Source organism: Micromonospora craterilacus (assembly GCF_003236315.1).
Lineage (GTDB): Bacteria > Actinomycetota > Actinomycetes > Mycobacteriales > Micromonosporaceae > Micromonospora > Micromonospora craterilacus.
Genome location: NZ_POTY01000575.1, coordinates 1 through 442 on the forward strand (window position 1 = coordinate 1; position 442 = coordinate 442).

At 71.0% G+C, this 442-nt stretch carries 1 protein-coding gene; it reads left to right on the forward strand.

From position 1 onward, the window contains the following. Window positions 1-228 precede the first annotated feature (228 nt). On the forward strand, window positions 229-442 hold a 214-nt coding region (locus C1I95_RS34505; RefSeq protein WP_233514087.1), incomplete at its 3' end, for a DUF5994 family protein.

Genomic DNA, 442 nt, shown 5'->3' on the forward strand with positions numbered 1-442 from the left:
GCCGCCCTCTTATCGGACGTGGTGAGGTAGGCTTAAAGGTACCGAGGACTTTTCGAGCGTTGGCACTCAGGCCGGCGTCGCCCCCGGCGAACCACCACCGGCCCTCTCCGGAGGGCCTGGATGGGCCAGGCGACCATGACGCCGACACTTGTTCCCCAACGCACACCACCCAGCCGCGTGCCATCGGCGCGTCTGCGATTCCATCTGGCGCCGGACCGGTTGTCCGTCGTGGACGGGGCCTGGTGGCCCTGCTCCCGCGACGCCGCCGCCGAACTGCCCGCTCTCGTCGCCGCCGTCGACCAGCGACTGGGCCGCACCACGCTGCGGGTAGGCGTCCATCGGGACGCGTGGCGGCACATCCCGGACCGGTTCCCGGCACGCGGCCGGCAGGTCCGGGTCGGCTGGTTCCTCTCCACCGATCCCCGCGTGATCACTCTCACCT